This is a genomic window from Actinomyces procaprae, assembly GCF_004798665.1.
In the GTDB taxonomy this organism is placed as follows: domain Bacteria; phylum Actinomycetota; class Actinomycetes; order Actinomycetales; family Actinomycetaceae; genus Actinomyces; species Actinomyces procaprae.
In genome coordinates this window covers 2,850,400-2,870,584 of the sequence record NZ_CP039292.1, presented here as the reverse complement: position 1 = coordinate 2,870,584, position 20,185 = coordinate 2,850,400, and the positions used below count along the sequence as shown (strand labels likewise).

At 67.7% G+C, this 20,185-nt stretch carries 18 protein-coding genes; 12 read left to right on the top strand and 6 right to left on the bottom strand.

Features of this window, described 5'->3' with window-relative positions; genetic code table 11:
• On the bottom strand, positions 1–1,026 hold the full coding sequence (locus E4J16_RS11770) for a LacI family DNA-binding transcriptional regulator (protein ID WP_168709498.1): 1,026 nt from the start codon (positions 1,024–1,026) through the stop codon (positions 1–3).
• Between the two features lie 261 nt (positions 1,027–1,287).
• Here E4J16_RS11770 and arfA point away from each other — a divergent pair, with 261 nt between their 5' ends.
• From arfA to E4J16_RS11750, 4 genes are all read left to right on the top strand, one after another.
• Positions 1,288–2,793: an arabinosylfuranosidase ArfA gene (gene arfA / locus E4J16_RS11765; protein WP_240038132.1), complete on the top strand. Its 1,506-nt coding sequence runs from the start codon at positions 1,288–1,290 to the stop codon at positions 2,791–2,793.
• 139 nt (positions 2,794–2,932) lie between these two features.
• Positions 2,933–4,270, top strand: a complete 1,338-nt coding sequence (locus tag E4J16_RS11760) for an ABC transporter substrate-binding protein (protein ID WP_204519826.1) — start codon at positions 2,933–2,935, stop codon at positions 4,268–4,270.
• 17 nt (positions 4,271–4,287) lie between these two features.
• Complete coding sequence (locus tag E4J16_RS11755) at positions 4,288–5,283, top strand: carbohydrate ABC transporter permease (protein ID WP_136314079.1); 996 nt, start codon at positions 4,288–4,290, stop codon at positions 5,281–5,283.
• Entirely contained in the window at positions 5,273–6,205 is a 933-nt protein-coding gene (locus E4J16_RS11750; protein ID WP_136192536.1) for a carbohydrate ABC transporter permease, read from the top strand. Before E4J16_RS11755 ends, E4J16_RS11750 begins: the two co-directional genes overlap by 11 nt.
• Positions 6,206–6,213: 8 nt before the next feature.
• Here the strand turns inward: E4J16_RS11750 and E4J16_RS11745 are convergent, their stop codons facing one another.
• From E4J16_RS11745 to E4J16_RS15155, 3 genes are read right to left on the bottom strand one after another with little or no spacing between them, the layout of a single operon-like run.
• Positions 6,214–6,954: a hypothetical protein gene (locus E4J16_RS11745; RefSeq protein ID WP_136314078.1), complete on the bottom strand. Its 741-nt coding sequence runs from the start codon at positions 6,952–6,954 to the stop codon at positions 6,214–6,216.
• A gap of 30 nt (positions 6,955–6,984) precedes the next feature.
• Positions 6,985–7,572 carry an RNA polymerase sigma factor gene (locus E4J16_RS15160; protein WP_275669548.1) on the bottom strand — a complete coding sequence of 196 codons (588 nt, stop codon included), beginning with the start codon at positions 7,570–7,572 and terminating at the stop codon, positions 6,985–6,987.
• Entirely contained in the window at positions 7,559–8,065 is a 507-nt protein-coding gene (locus E4J16_RS15155) for a hypothetical protein (RefSeq protein ID WP_168709496.1), read from the bottom strand. The genes E4J16_RS15160 and E4J16_RS15155 overlap by 14 nt, the downstream gene beginning before the upstream one ends.
• A 259-nt stretch (positions 8,066–8,324) precedes the next feature.
• On the opposite strand from E4J16_RS15155, the gene E4J16_RS11735 reads away from it, so the two are divergent.
• The 5 genes from E4J16_RS11735 to mmsB all read left to right on the top strand — a co-directional run bounded on the left by E4J16_RS11735 (position 8,325) and on the right by mmsB (position 14,578).
• Positions 8,325–9,311, top strand: a complete 987-nt coding sequence (locus E4J16_RS11735; RefSeq protein ID WP_136314076.1) for an aldose-1-epimerase — start codon at positions 8,325–8,327, stop codon at positions 9,309–9,311.
• A gap of 14 nt (positions 9,312–9,325) precedes the next feature.
• On the top strand, positions 9,326–10,357 hold the full coding sequence (locus E4J16_RS11730; protein ID WP_240038131.1) for a LacI family DNA-binding transcriptional regulator: 1,032 nt from the start codon (positions 9,326–9,328) through the stop codon (positions 10,355–10,357).
• Positions 10,358–10,630: 273 nt separating this feature from the next.
• A complete protein-coding gene (gene chvE / locus E4J16_RS11725; protein WP_136314075.1) occupies positions 10,631–11,788 on the top strand; it encodes a multiple monosaccharide ABC transporter substrate-binding protein in 1,158 nt (385 codons plus the stop codon).
• A 66-nt stretch (positions 11,789–11,854) separates the two neighbouring features.
• Positions 11,855–13,393 (top strand): multiple monosaccharide ABC transporter ATP-binding protein, encoded by a 1,539-nt coding sequence (gene mmsA, locus E4J16_RS11720; protein ID WP_136314074.1) that lies wholly within the window; start codon positions 11,855–11,857, stop codon positions 13,391–13,393.
• Between the two features lie 3 nt (positions 13,394–13,396).
• The gene (mmsB, locus tag E4J16_RS11715; protein WP_136314073.1) at positions 13,397–14,578 is read left to right on the top strand and encodes a multiple monosaccharide ABC transporter permease; all 1,182 of its coding nucleotides are present in this window, start codon (positions 13,397–13,399) and stop codon (positions 14,576–14,578) included.
• 45 nt (positions 14,579–14,623) lie between these two features.
• Here the strand turns inward: mmsB and E4J16_RS11710 are convergent, their stop codons facing one another.
• A complete protein-coding gene (locus E4J16_RS11710; protein ID WP_136314072.1) occupies positions 14,624–15,661 on the bottom strand; it encodes a LacI family DNA-binding transcriptional regulator in 1,038 nt (345 codons plus the stop codon).
• Between the two features lie 46 nt (positions 15,662–15,707).
• Complete coding sequence (locus E4J16_RS11705; RefSeq protein ID WP_136192529.1) at positions 15,708–16,715, bottom strand: acetylxylan esterase; 1,008 nt, start codon at positions 16,713–16,715, stop codon at positions 15,708–15,710.
• A gap of 135 nt (positions 16,716–16,850) precedes the next feature.
• On the opposite strand from E4J16_RS11705, the gene E4J16_RS11700 reads away from it, so the two are divergent.
• From E4J16_RS11700 to E4J16_RS11690, 3 genes are all read left to right on the top strand, one after another.
• Positions 16,851–18,173 (top strand): ABC transporter substrate-binding protein, encoded by a 1,323-nt coding sequence (locus E4J16_RS11700; RefSeq protein WP_204519825.1) that lies wholly within the window; start codon positions 16,851–16,853, stop codon positions 18,171–18,173.
• Between the two features lie 89 nt (positions 18,174–18,262).
• Positions 18,263–19,243 carry a carbohydrate ABC transporter permease gene (locus tag E4J16_RS11695; protein WP_136192528.1) on the top strand — a complete coding sequence of 327 codons (981 nt, stop codon included), beginning with the start codon at positions 18,263–18,265 and terminating at the stop codon, positions 19,241–19,243.
• Positions 19,240–20,148, top strand: coding sequence for a carbohydrate ABC transporter permease (locus E4J16_RS11690; RefSeq protein ID WP_136314071.1), 909 nt, complete (start codon positions 19,240–19,242; stop codon positions 20,146–20,148). Before E4J16_RS11695 ends, E4J16_RS11690 begins: the two co-directional genes overlap by 4 nt.
• Positions 20,149–20,185 lie beyond the last annotated feature (37 nt).

The following is a 20,185-nucleotide window of genomic DNA, read 5'->3' as shown; positions in this document are numbered from 1 at the left end:
TCACACGCGCGGCCACGGCGTCTCACCCCCGACGGTGGAGTCCCGGGCCAGCAGTGTCACATCCTCGATGACGGTGCGGGCGGGAGTGTCCGGGACGGCTATGCGCCGTCGCAGCAGTGAAACGGCGTCCGCCGCATATGTGCTCAGGTTCGGCGAGACGGTGGTCAGCGACGGGGAGGAGTAGCGCGCCAGTTCAAGGTTGTCGATGCCGGTGACGGCCACGTCCTGCGGCACTCGCAGCCCCGCCGCCGCCAGTTCATGGAGCGCGCCGAGCGCGAGCCCATCGTTGAAGCCGATCACGGCGTCGAAGTCGACGCCGCGCTCCAGCAGCTTTCGCACGGCGGCGGCGCCGTCGACGGGACGCCACTCGGTGGAGGCGACCAGGCGATGCTCGTCGAGGTCGAGTCCGTGCTCCTCCATGGCTGTGCGCAACGCCTCGGTGCGGGTCAGGCCCGCCGCATGCGTCCACTGGCCCGGTGCGGCCACGCCCAGCGCGGCGACGCGGCCGCGTCCGAGGGCCTGCAGGTGAGAAACGACCAGATCAATGCCGCGCTCGTTGTCCATGGCGACGCGGTCGACGGCGTCGTGTCTCCGCTCCCCGAGAAGCACCAGCGGGCGCTGTGCGGCCGCGGCGGCGATCTGCTCGGGTTCCATGCCCTGCCAGTACATGACGGTGCCGTCCAGGTCGGGATGCTCCGCCAGGAACTCCGCCTCGCCCTGCCCCCGCTCGCCGGTCACCCCGAGCACCACCGCCAGGTCGTGGCGGTGCGCCTCGGCGGCAATGCGGTCGGCGATCTCGGCGAAGAACGGCTGATTCAACTCCGGCACCGCCAGCCCGATGGCTCCGGAGCGACCGGTGCGCAGCGAGCGTGCGGAGGTGTTGGGGGCATAGCCTGCGCGCGTCACGGCGTCCAGCACTCGCTCGCGGGTAGTGGGGGAGACCCCCGGCTCGCCGTTGACCACCCGCGAGACGGTCTTCGGCGAGACGCCCGCGAGGGCGGCGACGTCGAGGAGCGTGGCGGCCATGCGCGGCAGCATACAGAAACGCACGCCGACTGTGCCGCGACGCACGTTCAACGATGTCAAACGTTGTCAATTTGCCTTTGTTTCCCCGTTCGCTCCAGCTGTGCGCTGGTACGGCAGAAGAAGTCGGGTTGATGTTCGTTCGTGGACGGCGCCGTGGGGATTGACAACGTTGAAGTAGAGGGTCACCATGGTGACAACGGCAGCGCGCCGGCACCGCCCGCCGGAGGCACGGCCCACAACCGACTCAAAGGAGAGGATCCCTTGACAGCACGTATCGCGGTCGACGCCGACCGCCCCATCGGTCGCATCTCACCCCGCATGTACGGCTCCTTCGTGGAGCACATGGGGCGCTGCGTCTACACCGGCATCTTCGAACCCGACCACCCCACCGCCGACGCCAACGGCCTGCGACAGGACGTCATGGACCTGGTGCGCGAGCTCGGGGTCACCACCGTGCGCTACCCCGGCGGCAACTTCGTGTCCAACTACCGCTGGGAGGACGGCGTCGGCCCCATCCAGGACCGGCCCCGGCGGCTCGAGCTCGCCTGGCACACCACCGAGCCCAACACCTTCGGCACCGACCAGTTCATGACCTGGTGCGACCAGGCCGGCATCGAGCCGATGCTGGCCATCAACCTCGGCACCCGCGGCGAGACCGACGCCGTCAACCTCCTGGACTACGTCAACGGTCAGGCAGACACGCAGTACGCCAACATGCGCCGCACCAACGGGCACGAGGACCCCTACAACGTGCGCATGTGGTGCCTGGGCAACGAGATGGACGGCCCCTGGCAGGTCGGGCACAAGAACGCCGCGGACTACGCCTACCTGGCCCTGTCCACCGCCCGCGCCATGCACATGGTGGACCAGGACCTGGAGCTGGTGGCCTGCGGCTCCTCCTCCTGGGAGATGCCCACCTTCGGCGACTGGGAGCGCACCATCCTCGACCTGGCCTACGACGAGGTCGACTACATCAGCCTGCACCGCTACGTCGACCCCGACGCCCAGGACCGGGCCAGCTTCCTGGCCGCCGGCGTGGACCTGGACCGCTTCATCGACGGGGTGATCGCCACCGCCGACGCCGTCGGCGCCAAGCACCGCTCCAACAAGAAGATCATGGTCAGCGTCGACGAGTGGAACGTGTGGCGCCTAGGCGCCTGGAACTCCATCGAGCACGGCTTCGCCCCCGACGACTGGCCGGAGGCCGCCCCCCGCATCGAGGACGTCTACACCGGCGCCGATGCCCTGGTGGTCGGCGGCCTGCTGATCTCCCTGCTGCGCCACGCCGACCGCGTCAAGGCCGCCTCCATGGCGCAGCTGGTCAACGTGATCGCCCCGATTATGACCGAGAAGGGCGGCCGTGCCTGGCGGCAGACCACCTTCCACCCCTTCGCCATCGCCTCCCGGATCGCCCGTGGCCAGGCCTACGACGCCGTCGTCGCCAGCCCGGTCGCCGGTACCGAGCGCTATGGCGAGGTCGACGCCGTCGACGCCGTGGTCACCTGGGAGGAGGAGACGGGAACCGGCTCGCTGCTGGCCCTGAACCGCTCACTGACCGATGCGGTCGACGTCACCGCCGCGCTGGGGGCGCTGGGCGTGAGCCGCGTCAAGGCGGCCCAGATCATCGCGCCCGACGATCTCGACGCCGTCAACACCGCCGACGACCCCGACCGCGTCCGCCCCGTCCCGCACGAGGTGACGCTGGCCGACGGCGTGCTCGCCACCACGCTGCCGCCCGCCTCCTGGCTGGCGGTCGAGCTCGCCTGAAAGAAAGGAGTCCAAAGCGTCGGCGGCGGGCCGGCCCGACCCGTCGCCGACGCCCCACCCGGGCGGTGTGTACGGCTCGACAGTCCGTACGCGCCGCCCCCACGGGCGCCACTCACTCACGACTGACAAGGAGGTCACGTTGAGTCAACCATCGATTCCGTCGGCGCACCTCAGCAGACGTCGCTTTCTGACCGCGGCCATGCTTTCGGGCGCCGCACTGGCCGGAACCGGCCTGCTGGGCGGCTGCTCGTCCGCGGTATCCGCCTCCGACCGCACCAGGATCCAGCTCTGGCATCTGTTCACCGGCGGTGACGGCGGCGTCTTCCAGGCCATGATGGACACCGTCGGACAGCAGAATCCGCAGCTTGAGATCGACCCCGTGGTGCTCACCTGGGGCGGTCCCTACTACACGAAGCTAGCGATGTCCTCGGTCGGCGGGCGCTCCCCGGATCTGGCCGTCATGCACGCCACTCGAGTGATCGGCTATGCCCCCGGCGGGCTGCTCGACACCTGGGACTTGGATCGCCTGGCGGATCACGGCATTACCCCGGAGGACTTCCCCGAACTGCTGTGGGACAAGTGCTTCGTTGACGGGCAGCTGTATGCCGTCCCGCTGGACTTCCACGCCTTCATCCTCTTCTTCAACACCGAGTTGTGCGACCAGGCCGGGTTGCTTGCCGCGGACGGCACCCTGACCGGACTGGACTCCCCCGGGGGCTTCCTCGACGCCGGCCGCCGCCTGGCGGAGGTAACCGGCGGGCAGGGCATGTCCTTCGGCTACACCGGCGACGGCGCCCAGGTCTCCCGCATGTTCTGGGGCCTGTACGCCCAGACCGGTGCGGAATGCACCCTCACTCCGGGGCAGGAGGCGCAGATCGACCGAGACGCCGCCATCAAGGTCACCTCCCTGATCAAGGACATGCTCGACGGCACCGTCGCCGAGCCGGATATGGACTACGGCGGCGCCATCGCCTCCTTCTCCACCGGCCGCACCGGCATCACCTTCATGGGCAACTGGGAGTACCAGACCTTCCTGAACGCCGGCGTGCCCCTGGACGCCATGCCCATGCCCAATGTGTTCGGTACGCCCGCCACCTTCGGCGACTCCCACGTATTCGTCCTCCCGCACCAGACGAGTGTGGACGAGGCCAGGCGCGATGCGGCCTACGAGGTCGTGGCCGGCATGCTCAAGAACTCCCTCGACTGGGCGGCCGGCGGGCACACTCCCGCGAACGTGGAGGTCACCTCATCCTCCGCCTACGCCGAGCTCGTGCCCCAGTCCCACTATGCCGATGCCATCGGCCAGGCCGTCTTCGAACCCGCCGCCTGGTTCACGGGATCCGGCTCCGACTTCCAGGCGCGTGTGGCGGAGGTTATGCAGTCCTGCTGGCTGTCCGGCTCCCTCACGCCGGAGCAGGCCGTGGACGGACTCATCGACCGGCTGGACCGCATGCTCGCCCAGAACCCGCCGGCCTGAGTGAAAGGAGACCCGCTATGACTGTTAGAACTGCCGTGAGTACGGCAGCCGGCACGGATCCGGCTACGGCCTCCACCACGAGGACCGGTCATCGGGCCAGCGCGAGCCGGAGCGCACAGGACTCCTCCCGTGCGGTTAGGCGACTCGGCTCCGGCATGCCCTTCGTCATTCCCTTCCTCGTCGTCGCCTTCCTGTTTCTGATTGCCCCCATCGTCTACGGGCTGTGGCTGTCTTTCACGGAGCAGTCCCTGATGGGCAACGGTGGCTGGGTGGGGCCGGCCAACTACGCCGAGGCACTCGGTGACCCCACCATGTGGTCCACTCTGGGCCACACGCTCGCCTTCACGCTCATGAGCACCATTCCGCTGGTACTCGTCGCCCTGATCATGGCGCTGCTGGTGTATACCGGCATTCCCGGCCAGTGGTTCTGGCGGCTGTCATTCTTCGCCCCCTACCTGCTGCCGGTCGCCGTCGTCGTGCAGATCTGGACCTGGCTGTTCAACTCCGACGTCGGTTTCATCAATTACTGGCTGGGCCGGCTCGGGCTGGACAGGGTCGGCTGGCTCACCGACGTGGACGTGGCCATGTGGTCCATGGTGATCCTGACCGTCTGGTGGACCGTGGGCTTCAACTTCCTGCTGTACCTGTCCAGCCTTCAGGCGATCCCGGACCTGCTTTATGAGGCCGCTGAGGTCGACGGCGCCGGCTTCTGGCGCAAACTGTGGTCTGTCACCTTGCCGCAGCTGCGCAGCACCACGGTGCTCGTGGCCACGCTGCAGGTGATCGCATCGCTGAAGATCTTCGACCAGATGTTCATCGCCTTCGCCGGCGGCTCCGGCCCGGAGGGCTCCACCCGCCCCATCCTCCAATACATCTACGACACGGGTTTCACGAACTACCGCATGGGCTACGCCTCGGCGATGTCGTACATCTTCTTCGTCGTCATCATCGTCATCACCGTGGCCTTCCGGTTCCTGACCCGCTCTCGGAAGGACGCCAACAATGAGCGCTGAGTCCATCGCCCCGCCGACTTCTTTGCGCGACCGGCACCGCCGCGAACGGGCCGAGCGCAATGCGGAGATCCGCCGCACCCGCGGTCTGCTGCTGGGAGACAGCAAGGTGGCCCGCGTCGTCGCCTTCCTCATCCTCGGCCTGTTCGCCCTCACCTGGCTGTTGCCGCTCGCCTGGGCGATCGACACCTCCTTCAAGACCGAGGTACAGGCACAGTCACTGCCGCTGCAGTGGGTTCCCGACGGCGGCTTCACCCTGGAGAACTACCGCACCGTATTCGCACGCGGCGAGGTGTTCACCTGGATGGGCAACACCTTCCTGATCGCCACCGCGGTCACCATCCTCACGGTCATCATCTGCGCGCTGGCCGGCTACGCCTTCTCCCGCACCATCTTCCGCGGACGCAAGATCCTGCTCGCGCTGACAATCGCGCTCATCATGGTCCCCGGGCAGATCCTGATCGTGCCCCTGTTCAAGGAAATGGTGCTGCTGAACGCGGTGGACACCTTCGCCGGTGTGATCCTGCCGCAGACCATCGCCCCGATGATGGTGTTCATCTTCAAGCAGTACTTCGACCAGGTTCCCCAGGAACTGGAGGATGCCGCCCGCGTGGACGGCGCAGGCAACTGGCGCCTGTTCTGGAACATCATCCTGCCGGTGTCCCGGCCGATTGTCACCGCAGTGGCCATCTTCGTGTTCATCGGTGCCTGGAACAACTTCATGTGGCCGTTCATCGTCACCAACAACCCCGACCTGATGACGCTGCCGGTGGGTCTGTCCACGGTGAAGAACGCCTACGGCACCATCTACGCCCAGACCATGGCATCCGCCATGATCGCCGCGTTGCCGCTGACGATCCTGTTCATGGCCTTCCAGCGCCAGATCATCAAGGCCGTGGCCACCACCGGCCTGGGAGGGCAGTAAGGCCGGCGTCACTGGTCGTCAAGCAGGCTCCTGAGCTGAGCGACCGTCTCCACTCCCCCCATGTCGACGGCGGCGAGGACCGGACGGACCTCGCCGCCGTCGACGCCGAGCACGCCCTGGGTCGGATGGGTGAGCGTGTACACCCCCGGCTCACCGGAGGCGTTCAAGAACAGCACCGCCTTGGCGCCATCGACCGCGGCCAGCGCTGACTGTCCGCCCGAGTCCACGGGATCCTCCACAACCTGCACCGTCGACAGGTCCAGCTGCGCCGGCATCAGGACCTCGTCGACTTCAGCTACTGTGATTCCGTCCGGATTGATCGCGGTGCCATCCGTCCTCTCCGTACCGTCCCGGGCGGGAACCTCGACTACGACGACGAGGTCCGCGGCCTGGGCGAGTGCCCGTAGGTCTTCATAGGGCTGCGCGGCTGCCGACTGGCCGGCGAGCTGGTAGGAGTCCCCCGTAATGGACTCGGCATCGCCGTCGCCCTGAGTCGGGCGGCCGATCTGCGAGACCGCGAACGATCCGACGGCGAGTCCAATCGCGACCGCGGCCGCGGCGGGCATCAGGAGCCGGGCGCGGGCGCTCCGCTCAAGCGGCGACCTCCGCGCTTCGGGGCGCTGACGCCGGCGTTCGTAGGCGTGGCCGGTGATTGCTTCGAAGTCTGCTTGCGCGCGCCGCGAGAGCGGGGAGCCCCGTCCGGGTCCCCGGGGGCGCGAGTCCTGGATTCTGCGCTCAAGATCGTTCATGGAACGGTGTCGACCTCCTGCGTGCACTTCTCACCCCGGCTCTCCGAGCGCGGCGCGCAGCCGTTGCCTTGCCCGCGCAAGACGCACCCGGACGGCGACGGTCGTGATTCCGAGGACGGATGCCATCTCGGATCGCGTCAGCTCCTCCCAGTACGCCATCCGTAGGAGCTCACGGTCGGCGTCGCTGAGCGTCCCCATGGCCTGACGAATCAGAATGGAGTCGTCAACCGCGCTCTCGATCGACCGGTGTTTCTCGCGGGCGTTGCTCATCGAGTTGAAGTACTTCGAGTCACGCTCATGCCTGCGGTATTGATTGGCGATCAGGTTGCGGAGCGTCCGGTACAGCCACGGGACGGTGACCTCCCCGCCGGACACATGATGCTGCCAGGCTATTCGGAATGCCTCGGCGGTAATGTCCTCAGCCACGGCCTGCCTGCCGAGGCGCTGCCTGGCGATCGCCAGCATGTGCGGCTGATGGTCCGTGTAGATACGTTGGAATGCCTCGACCGCGTGCGGGTGTGTCGAGGCGGTGCTGGAGCGGGGCGCGTCGGGGGAGGTCCGGCTCGTCGGCGGGTCGGACCTCCCCGGTGCTGTTGAGCGGGCCTCACTCGGGTGCATCGTTGACCATGAAGTACTCGCCGTATCCGGGACTCGGCGAGGGTGTGGCGGGTGCGTCCGGGAAGAAGCCTCCACCCAGTGAGACCTCCGGGCCGATGGGGATGGTGCCTCCACTCGGCAGGCGTATCTCGGTGCCGTCGGACGTGACCTCGGTGCCCTCTGGGAAGACCATGCCCACCGGGCCCGTCCCCGGCTCCTGATCGTCGTCCGCGCCGACGTCTGCCCCCTGGATGCAACCGCTGTCCTCGTCCACCTCCAGCCGCCCCTGCCACAGCGCATCCAGGTAGATCCGATCCTCGTCCTGGGCGACCGCATAGGTGAATACGCACGGCCGCGCCGTCGGGTCGGGGCGCGCGTCGTCAGCCTGCCGCGCCGCGCATCCTCCCAGTACTGCCACGCCCAGAAGCGCCACGACCAGGGCTGCGCCAACGGCGCCCATACGCCGGGCGGTGCGGTCGGCTCCGGTCGTCCGACTCGTCTTAAACCGGTTCATTGTCGGTCGCCTCCTTGACGGCGGCCCGGTGGGCCTGATGCAGCACTTGCGGTGTGGGTACCTGGAACCATTCTCGCGGAACTCCCGGTGCCGCCGGTCATGCCGGCGTCGGCGGGCGCGCGGGACTGGTGGTTCCCACACCCGGTATATGTCCGGGAGGCCGGTCGCGTTACACCCTTGCGGGAGAGTGTCGACTACGATTGCGCCCGACCGGACAACAATCAGGGGCGGCGGCCCCACGAGAGTTACGGAAGCAAGCATGAACCACCCCCCGCTCAACGGAGAGCTCATAGACCTGAGGGCCGGCGACTACGAGGCCCGGATCGCCACCGCAGGCGCCACCCTGGTGTACCTGCGTCGGCAGGGCCGCGACCTGGTCATCCCCTTCGACGCCGAGGAGTCCCTGCCCGGCGCCTGGCAGGGCAAGACCCTTGCCCCCTGGCCCAACCGCATCGCCGGCTCCTGCTACACCTACCGCGGTGTGGACTACCTCGTGCCGTGCAACGAGCCCGAGACCGGGGCGGCCCTGCACGGCCTGGTCGGCTGGACGAACTTCGCCGTCGGCTCGGGTTCCGGGCCCGACGACGGCGCGGCGGCCGGCAGTGCCTCGGCGAGCGCCGTCCTGCTCACCCTGGGCCTGCCCGCCTCCTACGCCTATCCCTGGGCGCTGGAGGTCACGGTCCGCTACGAGCTGGACGCCCGCACCGGGCTCACTGTCACCACCACCGCCACCAATGCCGGGGCCGCCGTCTCCCGGTCCGTCGGCGTGGTCGGCGCCCCGGTTGAGGGCGGAGCCCCGGCGCCCGCACCCTACGGGGTCTCCTGCCACCCCTACCTGACCCGCTCGGTCCCGCTGGACGAATGCAGCCTGCAGGTCCCGGCCCGGCGCATTCTCGACGTCGACTCCCGGATGGCCCCCGCAGGGGAGCGGGACGTGACCGGCACCGAGTGCGACTGGCGCGCCGGACGCCTGGTCGGCGCCACCGCCACGGACAACGCCTACACCGGCCTGCCGGAGGGTGAGTGGCAGGTGCGCCTGACCGGGGGAGAGGGCGAGCGCAGCGTGGTCATGAGCGCCGCGGTCCCCTGGGTGCAGGTCTACAGCGGGGAGCACCTGGGCCGCAGGGGCGTCGCCGTCGAGCCCATGACCTGCCCGCCCAACGCCTTCAACACCGGCCAGGACCTGATCACCCTCGCGGTGGGGCAGTCGCACAGCTTCACCTGGCGGCTCTGGGAGGAGGACTGAGCGGGGACGCGGGCGTGCCCGTCACGCCCGCGCCAGCGCCGCCGCCGGGACGCCGTCCCGGAATGATGGATGTCGCCCGCCTGGCCGGCGTCTCCCACCAGACCGTCTCGCGCGTCATCAACCGCCCCGAGTCCGTCCGGCCCGCCACCCTGGCGAAGGTCAGGGACGCCATCGACCGGCTGGGCTACCGGCCCAACATGGCGGCCCGCGCGCTGGTCACCGACTCCAGCCGCATGATCGGCGTGGTCACCACCGGCTCTCAGTTCCAGGGCCCCGCCTCCACCACCGCTGCCATCGAGGTGGCTGCAAGGCAGGCCGGCTACGCCACCCTGGTCACCGCCCTCAAACGTGAGGGGGACGATGCGGAGAGGGAGATCAGGGAGGCCTTCGACTTCCTGATCGAGCGCGGCGTGGACGGGATCATCGCCGTCGCCCCGCAGACCTGGATCGCCACCTGTGCCGAGAGGGCCGCCCGCGCGGTTCCGCTCGTCGTCGTTGCGGACGGCCTGGCGCCGAGCGAGCGCATTCACGTGGTCTCCGTGGATCAGGAGCTCGGAGCGCGCATGGCGGTGGGGCACCTGCTGGGAACCGGCCGCAGGCGCATCACGCACCTCGCGGGGCCGGCGGACTGGTACGACGCGCTCGCCCGCGCTCGCGGCTGGCGCACTGCGCTGGAGGATGCCGGGTGCGAGATCCCGCCGATGCTGACGGGGGACTGGAGCGCGGAGCGCGGCTATGAGGCCGGCGCCGAGATGGTGACGCGTGGCCTCACGGATGCGGTCTTCTGCGCGAACGACCTCATGGCCCTCGGCCTGCTGGCCGCCCTGCGTGACCAGGGTGTGCGCGTGCCCGAGGATGTCGCGGTGGTCGGCTTCGACGACACTCCTGGCACGGCCTTCTTCTCCCCGCCGCTGACCTCCGTGCGGCAGCCCTTCGACGAGCTCGGGGTGCTGTGCATGGAGGTGCTGCTGCGCGCCATCGACGGCGAGGCCGGAACCGCCCACTCGATCTCACCCACCCTGCGCGTGCGCCGCTCCAGCTGCTGACACCTGCACGGGAGGTGGCGCTCGGCGGCAGGCCCGGCACCGACCGCCGAGGAGTACCACCTCAAAACCCGGCCGCCTAGGTTGACTCTAGGTGAGCGCCTTGTATGGCTATTAAAAGCCGCAATTTAGCCGCCCGGTCCGCGCGTGTTGATCTTGCGGGAGAATGTTGACACTTTGAAAGTGAACGTTCACACTGGTGTTGGTTCCCGCGGACGGCATGCCTAGGTGTGGCGGCTGCGGGGCTCCCTGAAGATCTCGATGAGGAGGTTTGACATGTCCCGACCCCAAGTCCCGACTCTTTCGCGTCGCTGTGCGCTCGTCGGTGGTGTCGCCGCAGCGGCGGCGTTGGCTGCCTGCGGTGGGCCCGGTGCAACAGGTGGAGCCGGAAGCGATACCGCCGGCAAGGCGCCCGAGGAGCTCAAGATCGGCGTGGCCATGCCGACCAAGTCGTCTGAACGCTGGATCAAAGACGGTAACAACATCAAGAAGCAGCTCGAAGAGCTCGGCTACAACGTCGATCTGCAGTTCGCCGAGGATGACATTCCCACGCAGGCCAACCAGATCGACAACATGATCACGCAGGCCGTGAATCTGCTGATCATAGCGCCCATTGACGGTACGGCCCTGTCCGGGCAGCTGGACTCTGCGGGAGAGGCCGGAATCCCGGTCATCTCCTACGACCGCCTCATCCGTGACAACGAGAACGTCAGTTACTACACCAGCTTCGACAACTACGACGTCGGCACCCAGATGGGCACCTCACTGCTCATCGGCATGGGTATTCTCAACGCCGATGGCGAGGATGCAGGTGTGTCGCCGGACGAGGCCTACAACATCGAGCTGTTCGGTGGTTCTCCTGACGACAACAACGCCCCCTTCTTCTTCAATGGCGCTATGGACGTGATCCAGCCGTACCTCGGCAGCGGCGTCGTCTCCGTCAAATCCGGTCAGACCGCCTTCGACACCGTGGCCACCATGCGCTGGGATGCCGCCACCGCACAGTCCCGCATGGACAACCTGATCACCTCCACCTACTCCGACGGCAGCCGGGTGGATGGCGTACTGTCGCCGCTCGACTCCATGTCCATCGGCATCCTCGGCGCACTCAAGGGCGCCGGGTACGGCACGGACGCACAGCCGTACCCGACGGTGACCGGGCAGGACGCGGAAATTGCAGGCATCAAGTCGATCATGGCCGGCGAGCAGTACTCCACCATCTTCAAGGACACTCGCGAGCTCGCTGAGGCCGCGGTGCAGATGGCCGTGGCGGTGCTCAGCGGCGAGGAGCCGGAGGTGAACGACACCGAGACCTATGACAACGGGGTGAAGATCGTCCCCTCCTACCTGCTCAAGTCCGAGATCATCACCAAGGACAACGTACAAAGCTCCCTCGTGGACACGGGCTACATCACCGAGGATGAGCTCAAGTGACCGGAATTGCTTCATGGCGCCGGGTGCATCATCGGTGCCCATCCGTGACGGGAGTCGGGGCTGAACATGGCAACTGACAACATTCTTGAGATGCGTGGCATCACCAAGCGGTTCCCCGGGGTGGTGGCGTTGGACGACGTCAACTTCGCGGTGGGGCGCGGCGAGATCCATGCGATCTGCGGCGAGAACGGGGCCGGTAAGTCGACCCTGATGAAGGTGCTGTCGGGCGTGCACCCGCACGGCACCTACGAGGGGCAGATTCTGCTGGACGGCCAGGAGGTGAGCTTCTCCGACATCAAGGCGTCGGAGAGTGCGGGCATTGCAATCATCCACCAGGAGCTCACGCTCAGCCCGTTCCTGTCCATTGCGGAGAACATCTTCCTGGGGAATGAACGTTCATCCCGCGGTGTCATCGACTGGCACCGCACGAACACCGAGGCGCAGAAGATCATGGCCCGCGTGGGGCTGGCGGAGAACCCGGCAACCCGGGTCCAGGACATCGGCGTGGGCAAGCAGCAGCTGGTGGAGATCGCCAAGGCACTGTCCAAGGACGTGCGCCTGCTGATCCTGGACGAGCCCACCGCCGCCCTCAATGATGACGACTCCGCCCACCTGCTCGACCTCATGCGTCAGCTCCAGGAGCGGGGCATCACCTGCATCATGATCTCCCACAAGCTCGGAGAGATCAGGCGGATCGCCGATTCCACGACGATCATTCGAGACGGGCACACCATCGCCACACTCGACATGCACCGTGACGGCGGTGTCGAGGAGGACGAGATCATCCGCCTCATGGTCGGCCGCACGCTGGACCAGCGCTTCCCCGCTCACGTCTCCCACGTAGATGGTGAGGCACTGCGGCTCGAGGGCTGGACCGTGCACCATCCCGCCGACCCGTCGCGCACCGTCGTCGACGCCGCCGACCTGGTGCTCAGGCACGGTGAGATCGTCGGCCTCGCCGGCCTGATGGGGGCCGGGCGCACCGAGCTGGCCATGAGCCTGTTCGGCCGTTCCTGGGGCAGTGACATTGCCGGCAGGGTTTTCAAAGACGGCCGCGAGATCCACATCAAGGACGTTGCCTCGGCCATCGCCAACGGCATCGCCTACGTGTCGGAGGACCGCAAGCGCTACGGGCTCAACCTCATCGAGTCCATCAGGCGCAACGTCTCATCGGCATCCCCGCACAGGTTCTCCCGCCGCGGCGTGCTCGATCTGCATGAGGAACGGGCCGTGGTCACCGAGCTGTGCGGCCAGATGGCCGTGAAGGCGCCCACCATCGAGTCCGTCGTCGGCGGACTGTCGGGAGGCAATCAGCAGAAGGTCGTGCTCGCCAAGTGGGTGGCCGCCGAGCCGGACGTGCTGATCCTCGATGAGCCCACCCGCGGGATCGACATCGGCGCCAAGTACGAGATCTACCAGATCATCAATCAGCTGGCGGACGCGGGCAAGGCCGTCCTCGTCATCTCCTCGGAGCTGCCCGAGCTTCTGGGCATCTGCGATCGCATCTACACCCTTTCGGCCGGGCGCGTCACCGCCGACCTGGATCGCGGCGATGCCGACCAGGAGACGCTCATGCGCTACATGACTCAGATCAAGGAAGACTGACCAATGTCCAACACATTCTCAACGCTCAAGGGCGCCTTGCGCACAAACCTGCGGCAAGGGGGCCTGGCTATTGCGCTCGTCGTCATCGTGATCTTCTTCGCGATCGTCACCAACGGTCAGATCCTCTCCTCCCAGAACGTCTCCAACATCATCGTGCAGAACGCCTATGTACTGGTCCTGGCGATCGGCATGCTCTTCGCCATCCTGATGGCCGACATCGACCTGTCGGTCGGCTCGGTCGTGGCTCTGACCGGGGCCGTCGCGGGGGTGGTGACCGTCAACCACGGCCTGCCCTGGTGGGCCGGAGTCATCGCCGCCCTGATCACCGGTCTGGTCGTCGGCGTGTGGCAGGGGTTCTGGATCGCCTTCGTCGGGATCCCCGCCTTCATCGTCACCCTCGCCGGCATGCTGATCTTCCGCGGGCTGACCATGATCGTGCTGCACAACCTGTCCATCTCCCCGTTCCCGAGCGGATTCCGGGAGATCTCATCGGGCTATCTCAACGGCCTGCTCGGCGGGTACGGGTACGACGTATTCACCCTGCTGCTGGTCGCCATCGCACTGGCCGCGTATGTGTTCTCCGAGGTCCGCAACCGGCGGCGTTCCATTGCCAATGAGGTTCCCGTCTCCGCCGCCGGGACCTGGATCGCGCGCATGGTGCTCGTATGCCTGATCGGCATGGCCTTCGCCTGGAAGATCGCCACCTACAAGGGCACCCCATACGTGCTGCTCATCTTGGCGGCACTGATTCTGCTCTACTCCTTCGTCGCCGGGCGCACGGTCATCGGCCGCCAGATCTACGCGATCGGCGGGAACAAGGAGGCGGCCGCCCTGTCCGGAGTCAAGGTCCAGTGGGTCCGCTTCTGGGTATTCGTCAACAACGGCGTGCTGTGCGCGCTGGCCGGCATCATCTTCACCTCGCGGCTCAATATGGCAGGTCCTAAGGCCGGCCAGGGCTTCGAGCTGGACGCGATCGCCGCCTGCTTCATCGGCGGCGCGGCCGTCACCGGAGGCGTGGGCACCGTGGTGGGCGCCATCGTCGGCGGGCTGGTCATGGCCGTGATGAACAACGGCATGTCCCTGCTGGGGGTCGGCATCGACTACCAGCAGGCCATCAAGGGACTGGTCGTACTCGGCGCCGTCGCCTTCGACCTGCTCAACAAGCGCCGTGCCGTGACCGCCTAGGCGGAGGGCCACGGCGATCCGCCCGCGGTGGCAGGCAGGGCGGCGCTATCGGGGCGGTGCCGCCGAGTCGCGGATCACGAGTCGGGTGCTCAGGCGCACGGGCGTGGTGGTGAGCATGGGGCGGCCGCGGTGGTGGTCCACGATCATGCGGACCGCCTCCTGCCCCATGCGGAACAGGGGCTGGCGCACGGTTGTGAGCCGTGGCGCCGCCCACCCGGCCATCTCGGTGTCGTCAAAACCGACCACGCTGAAGTCGTCCGGAATGCGCATTCCGGCCTCGCGGACGGCCTCGTAGACGCCCAGCGCGGTCGTGTCCGAAGCGGCGAATGCCGCCGTCGGACGCCGGTCCGCGGGCAGCGCCAGGAGGCGACGGCCCTGCTGCAGGCCGGTGTCATAGGTGTAGGGGCCTGAGGAGATCAGCTCGGGGCGCACCGTCAGTGCGTGCATCTGCAATGCCGACAGGTACCCCTGGTGGCGTTCACGGGCGGGCACCGAGTCCTTCGGGCCACCGACCAGGGCTATCCGCTCATGGCCCAGGCCGATGAGGTAATCGGTGGCGTCCACTCCGCCGTTCCAGTTGGTGGCGCCGATTGAGGCGACGCCGCGTTCCTGCTCGCCGGAGGGGTCGATCAGCACCACGGGTAGCCCGATGCGCCTGGCGGCCGCCTGCTGCTCCCGGGTCAGGGGTGAGGTCAGCACGATCAGTCCGAGGTAGTCGGTCGACTTCAGCAGCGTGAACCATTCCGGCTCGAAGGGGACCGGGAACTCGTGCGGTGCCGCCGCGGGCGTGTAGGTGGTGTTCAGGGCGACGCCGGCGTGGAGTGCGGCGGTGGCGGCCCCCTTGAGCACCTCGATGGTGTAAGCGGTCGCGAGGTCGTCGGAGACCATCGCGATCTGCGGGTAGGAACGCGCCGCCGAGGTCTCCGGGCGCACATAGCCCAGGTCCTCACAGGCCGCCAGTACGCGCTCCCGGGTGGCGGCGGAGACGTCGGCGCGGTTGTTCAGTGCCTTGGATGCGGCCGACTTTGACACGCCGGCCGCCGCGGCGACGTCGTCAAGAGTTACTCGTTGCCGAGGTTCCACGTCATTCTCCCCTCAGGGCCGTTGGAGCCCGCCGTGTAGACGGAGGCTAGCAGGACTGCTGCAGGTCTCGGCGCAGCGCCGCCAGCCAGGCGACCTGCTCGCGCCACTGATAGGACTCGCCGCCTTCATGACCATTGAACGGGTAGACGCGTATCTCCGGTCGCTGCGGAGCTTCGGCGGCTGCGCGCCCCCAGCGGTTGCGCGCGGCGAAGACGGTTGAGGGCGGGCAGGTGGTGTCCATCAGCCCGGTGGAGAACAGGGCCGGGCAGGTGGCCCGTGCGCCCAGCAGCGCGGCGTCGAAGTAGGCGAGCGTGCGGTACGTCTGCTCGACCTGGTCGCGGTGCACCGCCAGGTAGCCGGCAATATCGGCATAGGGCGGATCATTCGTAAGTCCGAGGGCGCGGGGGAGGGCGCACATGAAGGGCACGTCCGGCATGGCGGCGACCACCCGGTGGTTCAGGCCGGCGGCGGCGATGGTCAGTCCGCCGCCCTGGGAGACGCCGGTGACGCAGATCCGGTTGGCGTCGACCTCCGGCAGGCCGGCGGCGGCCTCGACGGCGTGGTGGGCGTCGATGAACAGGCGCCGGTAGAGGTATTCCTCGGGGGACTGCAGGCCGTGGGTCGCGAACCCGGCCGCGGCCGGGCCCGTGCCGTGCGGGTCGGGCGTGTCGCCCCCGGAGCCCCAGTGGGAGCCCTGCCCGCGGGTGTCCATCACCAGGTGCGCGTACCCCGCGGCCGCCCAGGTCAGATGGTCCTGCGGCAGGCCGCGGCCCCCGCCCATGCCGAGGAACTCGACGACGCCCGGTAGCGGCCCGTCCGCCTCTGCCGGACTAATGAGCCAGGCGCGGATGGGGTCGCCGGCGTAGCCGCCGAAGGTGACGTCCTGGACTCGGTGGGTGAGCAGCGGCGTCGTCACAGGGGTGGCGGTCACGCTGGAGGGAACGAAGGGGTTCTCGGCGAGCGTGCGTGCCCAGAAGGCGTCGAAGTCCTCCGGCTCGTGTAGATCCGGAGCGTAAACCTCGAGTTCTTGCAGCGGCAGGTCGAAGTAGGACATGGCGGCTCCTTCGTTGGAGAGTGCGGTAGCACAGTACTTGACAGATTTACGTGCGCCGCTATACTAAACATGTCAGACGGATTCGCGAAATATTTCGGTCAGCCTGATCGGACGCGCCCGTACTCGGAGGTTTCAATGATGAAGCTCAGTGCTCACAACCCCCATCCTGCCCGTTCCCGCCGTCGCGTGGCGGGAATGATGGCCGGTGTCCTGACCGCATCGCTGGCCCTGGCGGCCTGCGGCGGCGGCGCCGGTGGAGGCGGAGACGACAACACCCTCACCCTCTGGCACAACGCGACCACAGGTCCCGGTTCGGAATACTGGGAGACCATTGCCGCGGACTTCGAGGCGTCCCACGAGGGTGTCACGGTGGAGGTCCAGGCCATTCAGAACGAGGACCTGGACGGCAAGCTGCAGACCGCTCAGAACGCCGGTGAGGGGCCTGACGTCTTCCTCGCGCGCGGTGGCGGCAAGCTGCGCGACATGGTCGACGCCGGACTCATCCTAGACATCTCCGACATGATCGATGAGACCGTGGCCGCGGAGGTCCCCGAGGGCGCCTTCTCCGCCTACACGATCGAGGACGGCGTCTACGCCATGCCCACCTCGCTCCAGCCCGGCGGCATCTACTACTCCCAGGACCTGTTCGACGCCGCGGGCATCACCGAGGAGCCCGCCACCATGGAGGAGCTGTCCGACGCGGTGGCCAAACTGAAGGAGTCCGGGACCTCGCCGATTGCGCTGGGGGCCAAGGACGCCTGGCCCGCCGCCCACTGGTACTACTTCTTCGCCCTGCGCGAGTGCAGCCAGGAGACCTTGGAGTCCTCACTGGCGGAGTTGGATTTCTCCGACCAGTGCTGGGTCGACGCCGGGGAGGATCTGGCTGACTTCGCCGCCACCGAGCCCTTCAACAGCGGCTACCTGACCACCTCCGCCCAGCAGGGCGCCGGCTCCTCGGCCGGCATGGTGGCCAACCACCAGGCCGCCATGGAGCTCATGGGCACCTGGAACGTCGGTGTGATCGCCTCGCTGACGCCGGATGAGCAGCCGCTGCCCGACCTGCGCTGGTTCCCCTTCCCGGCCGTCGAGGGCGGCGAGGGCGACCCGACCGCAATCATGGGTGGGGTGGACGGCTATGCCTGCTCCTCCACCGCCCCGGCCGAGCTGTGCGCCGAGTTCCTCAACTTCTTCATGAGTGAGGCCAATCAGGAGGCCTACGCCGACGCCTTCGAGACCATCCCCGTCAACGAGAACGCGCAGGACGTAGTCACCCAGGAGGCTCTGCTTCCGCAGGTGGAGGCCAACAACAACGCCGCCTATTCCCAGGTGTGGCTGGACACCTCCCTGGGGCAGAACGTCGGCAACGCGCTGAACGTCGCGGTGGTCGACATGCTGGCGGGCAAGGGCGACGCCCAGGGCATCGTCGACGCCATGACCGCGGCCGCCGCCAAGGAATAGTTCCCTCTCAACTCTCAACCAGTAGGCCGCGGCGCGCCCAGGACGCGCCCCGGGCGCGTCGCGGCCAATCCACGAAACGAGATCCGCACATGACAGCAGTAACTTCAGCGCCTGCCGGCGGCGCCACCGCCGTCAGGCGGAGTAAGAAGAGGAAGAGTCCCAGCTCCCTGTCCTGGCGGGACCGGGTGGAGATCACCGCCCTGTCCGCTCCCGCCGTCATCATGTTCCTGACCTTCGTCATCCTGCCGGTGATCATGGCCGCCTACTACGGCTTCTTCAAGTGGAAGGGCTTCGGCGTTCCCACCAACTTCGTCGGCTTCGACAACTACCGCACGATCCTGACCGACCCCGAGTTCCACAACGTGCTGCGGCACAACGCCATCGTCGTGGTCGGCTCCCTGGCGCTGCAGGGCCCCTTCGCCCTGCTCCTGGCGCTGCTGCTGAACAAGAAGATGCGCGGCCAGTCGGTCATCCGCGTCCTGATCTTCATCCCCTATGTCATCTCCGAGGTCATCGCCGGAACCGCCTGGGGGCTGATCCTGCAGACCGACGGCGCCATGAACGGCCTGCTGCGCAAGCTAGGCCTCGGTGCCCTCGCCAATGACTGGATCTCCAACCCCAAGACCGCCCTGACCATCCTGTTGTTCATCCTGACCTGGAAGTACGCCGGCTTCGCCGTCATCATCTTCCTGGCCGGTATGCAGGGCATTCCGGAGGAACTGACCGAGGCCGCCAAGGTCGACGGCGCCTCCTACTGGCAGATTCAGCGCAAGATCACCATCCCGCTGCTGGGACCGACCATGCGCATGTGGGGCTTCCTGTCGATCATCGGCTCCCTGCAGCTGTTCGACCTGGTCTACATCATCTGGGGGCAGTACATCTCCTCCACCGCGGGCACCTCCACCATGGCCACCTACATGGTGGTCAACGGGCGCATGAGCGGCAACTACGGCTACGGAAACGCGGTAGCGGTGGTGCTGTTCCTGATCTCCCTGGTGATTGCCCTGACCTATCAACGATTCGTCCTGCGCCGCGACACCGAGGGCGCACTGACCGGGAGCAGCCGATGACCGCCGCCGCATCCTCCATCAAGCCCCTCGACCCCGCCGCGCCCGCCTCCGCCGGAAGGCGCCGCCCCGGGCGGGCCGCCAAGGCCAAGCCGGAATGGGCCAGCCCCGCGGTCTACCTGGTGGCCGCGCTGGTGATTGCCGCGCTGCTCGCCCCGGTCGTCTACGTCATCCTCGGCGGCTTCCGCAACAATTCGCAGATCACCGCCGATCCCGCGGGCCTGCCCGACCCCTGGGTGGTGGACAACTACCGGGTGGTGCTCACCAGCTCCGGGTTCTGGCAGCAGGTCGGCAACTCCACGATTGCGGCCGCCTGCGGCACCCTGGGCACCGTCACGCTTGGGCTGATGGTCAGCTTCGTCATCGCCCGCTACCCCTTCAAGGGCGGCAGCGCCCTGTACATGCTGTTCGCGGCCGGGCTCATGTTCCCCATGACGGTGGCCATCACACCGCTGTACATCCTGATCAAGAATCTGGGCATGATGAACTCCCTGGCGGGCATCATCATCCCCGGCATCGCCTTCGCCCTGCCGCAGACGGTCATCATTCTGGTGCCCTTCCTGCGGGCCATCCCCAAGGAGCTGGAGGAGGCCGCCTCCCTGGACGGCTGCGGGCGCATGGGCTTCTTCTGGCGCGTGGTGGTGCCCCTGTCGGCGCCCGGTGTGGTCACCACCGGCATCCTCACCTTCGTCGGCTCCTGGAACTCCTACATGCTGCCGCTGTTCATCCTGACCGACCACTCCAAGTACACCCTCCCGCTGGGGGTCCAGGCCTTCGCCTCCGAGCACTCGGTCAACACCGCCCAGGTGCTCGCCTTCACCTCCCTGTCCATGATCCCCGCCCTCGTGGTCTTCAGCCTCTTCGAGCGGCGCATCGTCGGCGGCCTGACCGGCGCAGTCAAGGGCTGACCCTCCCACCGCCGCCCGCCACCAAACCAACCTGGAG